Origin of the sequence: Nocardiopsis chromatogenes YIM 90109 (assembly GCF_000341185.1) — a bacterium.
GTDB classification, from domain to species: Bacteria; Actinomycetota; Actinomycetes; order Streptosporangiales; family Streptosporangiaceae; genus Nocardiopsis_A; species Nocardiopsis_A chromatogenes.
In genome coordinates, this window is record NZ_ANBH01000188.1 from 1 (window position 1) to 7,042 (window position 7,042).

General features: G+C 76.1%; 4 protein-coding genes. 2 read left to right on the top strand and 2 right to left on the bottom strand.

What is annotated here, in order from left to right; translation table 11 throughout:
* Positions 1-546: 546 nt before the first annotated feature.
* On the bottom strand, positions 547-2,919 hold the full coding sequence (gene treY, locus D476_RS0118470) for a malto-oligosyltrehalose synthase (protein WP_017625415.1): 2,373 nt from the start codon (positions 2,917-2,919) through the stop codon (positions 547-549).
* Positions 2,920-3,044: 125 nt separating this feature from the next.
* On the opposite strand from treY, the gene aroQ reads away from it, so the two are divergent.
* Positions 3,045-3,512 carry a type II 3-dehydroquinate dehydratase gene (gene aroQ / locus D476_RS0118475; protein ID WP_017625416.1) on the top strand — a complete coding sequence of 156 codons (468 nt, stop codon included), beginning with the start codon at positions 3,045-3,047 and terminating at the stop codon, positions 3,510-3,512.
* Positions 3,513-3,721: 209 nt separating this feature from the next.
* Positions 3,722-4,843, top strand: coding sequence for a phosphate ABC transporter substrate-binding protein PstS (pstS, locus tag D476_RS0118480; protein ID WP_017625417.1), 1,122 nt, complete (start codon positions 3,722-3,724; stop codon positions 4,841-4,843).
* A gap of 78 nt (positions 4,844-4,921) precedes the next feature.
* Here pstS and D476_RS33790 read toward each other — a convergent pair whose 3' ends face one another.
* Positions 4,922-6,553 carry a glycosyl transferase family 2 gene (locus tag D476_RS33790; RefSeq protein ID WP_160167445.1) on the bottom strand — a complete coding sequence of 544 codons (1,632 nt, stop codon included), beginning with the start codon at positions 6,551-6,553 and terminating at the stop codon, positions 4,922-4,924.
* Between the last annotated feature and the right edge of the window lie 489 nt (positions 6,554-7,042).

Sequence of the window (7,042 nt, forward strand, 5' to 3'; positions counted from 1 at the left end):
TGCGCTGCGGTAAGGGCCGCCGACCTCTCTTCATCGCCGCCCTCCACCCGACATCCCGGCGGATCGCTGCCCAGCCGGGAGCCGCCCTGCTCCTGCTGTCGCCGCCCATTACGGCGACCATCTGCACGCCCGGCGCCCGGCCGCGCTGCCGCAAGGGCCGCCGACCTCTCCTCATCGCCGCCGCTCAACCTCACGCCGCGAAGACCCGACACCCGGCCAGGGCCCGTGAGCGGGGGACCTGCCGAGCCGCCGCCCCGCCCAGACCGCAAGGAACCCGGCGGACGGCAGGCAGGGCCGGGGAACCGGCCCGCTCATTCCGTCGCCGCCTATCACGGTGGCCACGCACACACCTGGTGGCCGACAGCGCTACCGGAACGCCGCCGCCCTGCCTCGTCGCCGCCCTCGGCCTCACGTTCCGGCGGCCCGACACCCGGCCAGGGGCCGTGAGCGGGGTGTCTGCTGGGGCGCCGCCCACCCGGGCCGGGAAACCCGTCGCCCGGCGAGCAGGGCCGGGGAGCCGCCCGTGTCCGGCTTCGTCCGTCCCGGTCACTCTCTCCGTTCCAGGAGGGCCACCGGGTAGTCGGCCAGTAGGTCCGCCAGTTTCGGGGCCGCCGGGCGGACGGACGGGGGGCCCACCTCACGTCCGCTGAGCAGGTCCCTCCACCGGCCCGGCCCCGACGGGAGGGGGAGGACCGTGTCGCCCCAACCGCCCGCCGCCTCCAGGCCGACCGGGAGCCGCGTGGCCACGGCCGCGACCGCCCCCGCCGGTCCGCGGGCGAAGGCGACCGCGTGGCCCGCCGCCCCGCCCTCGGCGCGCAGCGGCAGGTAGCCGCGCAGGTCCGTGCGGCGGCGCAGGCGCAGCGCCTGGCGGACCACGTGCATCTTCGCCTCACCAGACGCGTCCACCGGGGGCCGCCTGCCCGACTCCAGCCGTTCGAGCACCACCTCCCGGGCGGTGAAATCGACCGGCCGCCGGTTGTCCGGGTCGACCAGCGACATGTCCCACAGCTCCGTGCCCTGGTACACGTCCGGCACCCCCGGCATGAGCAGCTGCACCAGCTTCTGCCCCAGCGCGTTGCTCCACCCGTGCGCCCTGATCCGGGCCACGAACCCCTCCACCGCGCAGGCGATGCGCCCGTCCGACATCACCCGCTCCGGCCAGGCCCGCACCTCCTCCTCGAACGCCGGGTCCGGGTCGGTCCAGGACGTGGCCAGCTTCGCCTCCCGGGCCGCCTTGAGCAGGTGGCCGCTCAGGCGCGCCGCACTGATCGGCCACGCCCCCACCAGTGTCTGCCAGGCGAGCAGGTTCAACGAGGGCTCGCTCAGCCCGCACCGTGCGGTCCCCTCGCGCACCAGGTCCGCGAAGGCCCCGGGGACCTCGGCGATCACCGCCAGGCGCGCCCGCACGTCCTCCGAGCGCTTGGTGTCGTGGGTGGACAGCGTGGTCATCGCGTGCGGCCGGGACGCCTCCCGCCGGGCCTGGGCCGCGTGGAACGCCTCCACGGAAACGCCGAACTCCGACGGGTCCCCGCCGACCTCGTTGAGCGCGATGAACCGCGTCGCCCGGTAGAAGGCGGTGTCCTCCACCCCCTTGGCCATCACCATCCCGCTGGTCTGCTGGATCCGCACGGCCGCCTCGCCGCGGGGGTCGGCCCGGACGATGCCGTCGATCCGGTCCACCTCCGCGGCGGCGTCCGGGGCGCGCTCCCGGGCGCGCCGCACCGCCTCCGCCCAGCGCCCCTGCCCTTCGGGCAGGTAGGTGCGGTAGACGGGGAAGGCGGCGAGCAGTTCGGCCACCGCCCGGAGGGTGGCGGGCGGCGGCGCAGGGGCCGCGGGCCCGTCCGGGGCGCCGTTCCGGTCGGCGCGGGCCACCACCGCCGCGATCCGGCGCGTCTCGGCGGCCAGCACCTCCGTGGCCGCGCGGCGCTTGCACTCCACCTCCACCGGCCCCGGGTCCCCGGGCGCCCCCGTCTCCTCCGCCAGACGGGTGAGCGGCCCCTCCCCCTCCGGGTCGACGAACACCCCGCACACCTCGCGCAGGGCGTCGTAGCCGGTGGTCCCCTCGACCGGCCAGGTCTGCGGCGGGTCCTCCCCCGGCGCCAGGATCTTCTCCACCGCGATCCACCCGCCGTAGCGCGCCCGCAGGCGGCGCAGGTAGCCCCCGGGGGCGGCCAGTCCGTCGGGGTGGTCCACCCGCAGCCCGGTGACCTCCCCCTCCTCGGCCCAGCGCAGCACCTCGCGGTGCACCCGCTCGAACACCCACGGGTCCTCCACCCGCAGCGCCGCCAGGTCGGACACGTCGAAGAAGCGCCGGTAGGACATGGCCTCGCGGGAGCGGCGCCAGGACACCAGGCGGTAGTGCTGGGCGGTATGCACCCGCGCCGGGTCCGACCGGTCCCCCTCCGGCGCCGTCCCGGGCGCCACCGGGTAGCGGCGCCCGTCCAGCTCCAGGGCGCCGTCGCGCAGCTCCAGCCGGTCGAGGGCGGCGGCGCCCCCGTCGCCGTCGTCGGGCAGCACGGGCAGCTCCAGCGGGCCGCTCCGCCAGTCGATGTCGAAGCAGCGGGCGTGCCCGGCGCCGGGCCCGTCCCGCAGCACCTCCCACCACCAGGCGTTGGCCTCGGGAACGGCCACCGACATGTGGTTGGGCACGATGTCCACCACCAGGCCCAGCCCCAGGGCGCGCAGCCGGGCGGCCAGCGCCGAGCGCGCCTCCTCGCCGCCCAGGTCGGGGCAGACCCGCCGGGGGTCGGTCCAGTCGTAGCCGTGCGTGGAGCCGGCGGCCGCCAGCAGGGGCGCGGTGTACAGCGCGCCCACGCCCAGCCGGTGCAGGTAGGGGGCCGTGTCGGCGGCACCGCGAAGACCGCCTGCCGGGCGCATCTGCAGGCGGTAGGTGGACGACGGCGCGGTGTGCGTGCTCATCTGCACTCCTTCGTGCCCGCACGCGCGCCCCCGGTAACCGTCCGTACGTCCCCGCGGCTAGGCTGGCCGCACCGGCCGACCCCGTCGGCCCCAGCCCGAGGTTCCGACGTACGGAAGGCCGCCCGTTGCCCGACGCATCCGACCGCCCGACCGTCCTGCTGTTGAACGGCCCCAACCTGAACCTGCTGGGCCGCCGGGACCCCGCCCACTACGGCTCCACGACGCTGGCCGACATCGAGCGCCGGGTCGCCGCGCTCGGCGCCGAGCTGGGGGCGCAGGTGCGCTGCGCGCAGAGCAACCACGAGGGCGAGCTGGTCGACCTGGTGCACGGGGCGGCCGAGCTCGACGGCATCGTCATCAACCCGGGCGCCTTCGCCCACTACAGCATCGCTCTGCGCGACGCGGTCGACGCGGTGGACACCCCCTGTGTCGAGGTGCACATCTCCAACGTGTACGCGCGCGAGGAGTTCCGGCACACCTCGGTCACCGCGCCGGTCATGCAGGGCTACATCGCCGGGTGCGGGGTGGTCGGCTACGAGCTGGGCCTGCGGGCCGTCCTCACCCGCATCGCCGAGGCCGCGAACGCCGGGTGACCTGCGGCCGGGCCGGATGAGCCCTTCCCCACACCGGCCCGGTTCGACCAGCGCGCGCCACCTGTTGTTAAATTCTTCGACGTCGTTCGTTCAGCCGCGCCCGTGCACCGTGCCCGCGGCCGCCCGGCGGGCCGTACCGTGCCCCGAAGGGGCGGCCGCCGGGACACCGCCCCGCCGAGGCGCCCACCAGGGGGAGAGACAGCTTGCGCATGCGCCCGTCCACTCGCCGCGCCTGTTTCGCGGCCGCCGCCTCGGGGGTCCTCGCCCTCACGGCGGCGTGCGGCAGTGACAACGCCGTGCGCGGCAACAACCCGATCCCCGTCCCCGACGACCTGGCCTGCTTCGGGGGCACCCTGTCCGGGGCGGGCTCCAGCGCCCAAGAGAACGCGATGACCACCTGGATCGCGGGCTACCAGACGGCCTGCCAGGACTCTCTGGTCTTCTACGACGCCATCGGCTCGGGCGGCGGGCGCAGCCAGTTCCTCGACGGCGCCGTGGCCTTCGCCGGGACCGACGCGGCCCTGGACCCCAAGGAGCACGAGGAGGCGGTGGCGCGCTGCGACTCCTCCGCCGCGGTGAACATCCCCGCCTACGTGGTCCCGATCGCGGTGGTGTTCAGCCTGGAGGGCGTCGACGAGCTGAACATGTCGCCGGACACCATCGCGGGCATCTTCAAGGGCGACATCACGCGCTGGGACGCGCCGGAGATCGCCGAGGACAACCCGGACGCCGACCTGCCGGACAAGCGCATCACCCCGGTGTCGCGCTCCGACGAGTCCGGCACCACCGAGAACTTCACCGAGTACCTGCACAGCGCCGCACCGGACGTGTGGACCTACGAGCCCGACGGCCAGTGGCCGCTGCCCCCGGTCGAGGCCGCGCAGGGCAACAGCGGCATCGCCGAGGCGGTGGAAGGCGGCAACGGCACCATCGGCTACGTGGAGGCCTCCCACGTGGGGCACATGTCGGCCGCGCGGGTGGGCGTCGGCGAGGAGTTCGTGGAGCTGTCCCCGGAGTCGGCGGCCAAGGTGGTGGCCGAGGCTCCCCGGCGCGAGGGCTCGGGCCGCTACGACTACGCGCTGGAGCTGGACTACGGCACCACCGAGTCGGGCGTCTACCCGATCGTGCTGGTGAGCTACCAGGCCGCGTGCCTGGACTACGAGGACCCCGACCAGGGCGAGCGCGTGCGGGACTTCCTCAGTTACGTGATCAGCCCCGAGGGCCAGCAGGCGGCCTCCGACGAGACCGGTTCGGCGCCGCTGCCCGAGGACATCCGCACGGACCTGCAGGCGACCCTGGACGCGATCGGCACGGGCGCGGGCACGACCTGAGGCGCGCGCCGCCCTGCCGCCTGGCCGCCCGCCGGGGGCGGTGGGGCCGACGCCGCCCGCCCCCTCCTGCGGCCCCGCTCAGCGCAGGAACCGCAGCGGGGCCGCACAGGCGCGGACCGCCCCGGCGACGGAGGTGCGCGCGGCTGCGATCAGCGCGCGGACCCGCCCGTCGCCCGCTTCGGCCTCCGCTCCGTCGCCGTCGTCGCCGTCGTGCCGTCCGCGGCCGCCCACCGGCTCCCCGCCGTCCTCCGGCCGCGGCAGGCGGGCGTCCTCGTCCTCCTCCTCGTCCACGTACCCATCCGCTCCGGTGTTCCCGGCCCCTGTCCGCAAGGGCTCTGAGCGGTAGTGGCACGCCTCGGGGTCGGTGAGGTCCACCAGCGTGCCCTCCCCGGCCTGGATGCGGTAGCGGCCGTACACCTCCGCGACGGCGTCGGCCAGCCGCTCGCCCTGGCACCGCTCCCGCAGGGCGCGGGCCAGGGCGCGGGTGCGCCACAGCCGGACCCCGGCGCCGGGCGTGGGCGCCGACTCGGGGACCAGTTCGACGACCCCGGCGTGCGCGCGCTCGGCACGGTCGGTCAGCAGCCCCAGCGTGTCGGGGGACAGCCCCCAGGCCACGGGGAGCTGCAGCAGGTAGGGCGAGGGGAAGCCGGTGCGGGGCGGGTCGGGCACGAACCGCACCCGCGCGTCCGCGAGGTAGGCGGCCTGGACCAGGCGCAGCTCCAGCAGCGCCTCCTCCGAGACGCGCTCCCCCTCCCAGTCGGCGACCAGGTCGACGCCGATGTCGGGCTCGCCCGCGTCCAGGAGGCGGTCGACGCACCCGCGTACCATGTCGTAGTCCGCGCCGCCGATGTCGACGACCGCGCGCACGCGGGGCGGGCGGGTCCGGCCCGCGTCCGCGGCGGGCAGGGCGGTCCCGGCCGCGCCCGTCGACCAGGCGGGCGCGTCGCGGTCGGGGAGGAAGAGGGCCCCGGCGGTCCAGAGGCGGTCGGCCAGTTCGCCTTCGCCGAGCGGGTCCGTCCCGGCGGCGGCGCGGTACAGGGCGGTGCGCACGGCGCAGGCCGAGCGGGTGAAGGCCCGGCGGGCGCGGTCGTCGGCCTCGGCGAGGTCGCCGGTGGCGTCCAGCAGGGCGTCGCGGTCGGCGCAGGCGCCTTCGCCGCCCAGGGTGTCGGCCATGCCGCCGGACAGGGCCATGACCGCCACGTCGGCGGGGTCGGCGGGGACGTCGCGCGCGCTGAGCACGTCGGCGAGGGTGACGCAGTCGGGGCGCAGGTGGTGCCAGCGGGCGTGCGTCTCGGCGTAGAAGGGGTCGACGAGCATGCCGGCGTCGAGCCAGCAGACGATGTCGCCCTCGGCGAGGCGGGCGCCCAGGGCGCACGCGGCCGCGGCCCCGGTTCCGGCGGGGACGCGTTCGACGCGGACGCTCTCGCCCGGGTCGTCGGGCAGGGCGACGTCGTCCGCGGCGATGACGAGGACGTCGTGCAGGTGCGCGGGGTAGGTCTGCACGGACAGCGCCGCCAGCGTCAGGTCCAGGCGTTCACCGCCCAGGGCGGTGACGACGGTGCTCACGGACAGGCGCGGCGTCCAGCACCCGGGATCGGGCGGGTGGAGGCCGGTCCAGTCGTTGCGGTAGACCCGGGCCGGGCCCCGCCGGCCACCTTCGGCGGGGCGCACACCGGCGGGATGCGACTCGGAGTGGCGATGCGGCAACACATAGTCACTATACCGGCACGGAGCGTTATATTCGCAGAAGGCACGGAAGACATGCCCCGATTCCCGCCCATTCGATCCCGGGAACGCCGCCCCACCGCATCCGCCCCGCCCTCTCCGTTCCCCCGGGGAGACCGCATCCCACCGGAACGGCGGGGCTTTCCGTCCGTGCCCGCCTCCCCTCCGGCCCCCGGCCGACAGATCCGACGACCGAACGGGCGCGGTTGAGGACACGGCACCCGCACCACCCCGGACGGCCGGAGGTCGCCACACCAGCCGAGCGCCCCGGGGCCGGTGGCGTCCGCGGATACTTCGGCGGCCTGACCCCCGTGGGCGGGCGGCCGACCGCCCACGGGCAGGGCGCAGGTCAGGGGCACGGGAGGAGAGCGGCCCCGAGGCGGAGATGACCGCGCCTACCTGCTCGAACGGAGATGACACCGCTCCAGCAGACGTAGGCCACGTCCGCTGGAGTGGTGGAACCTCCGTCCGGCC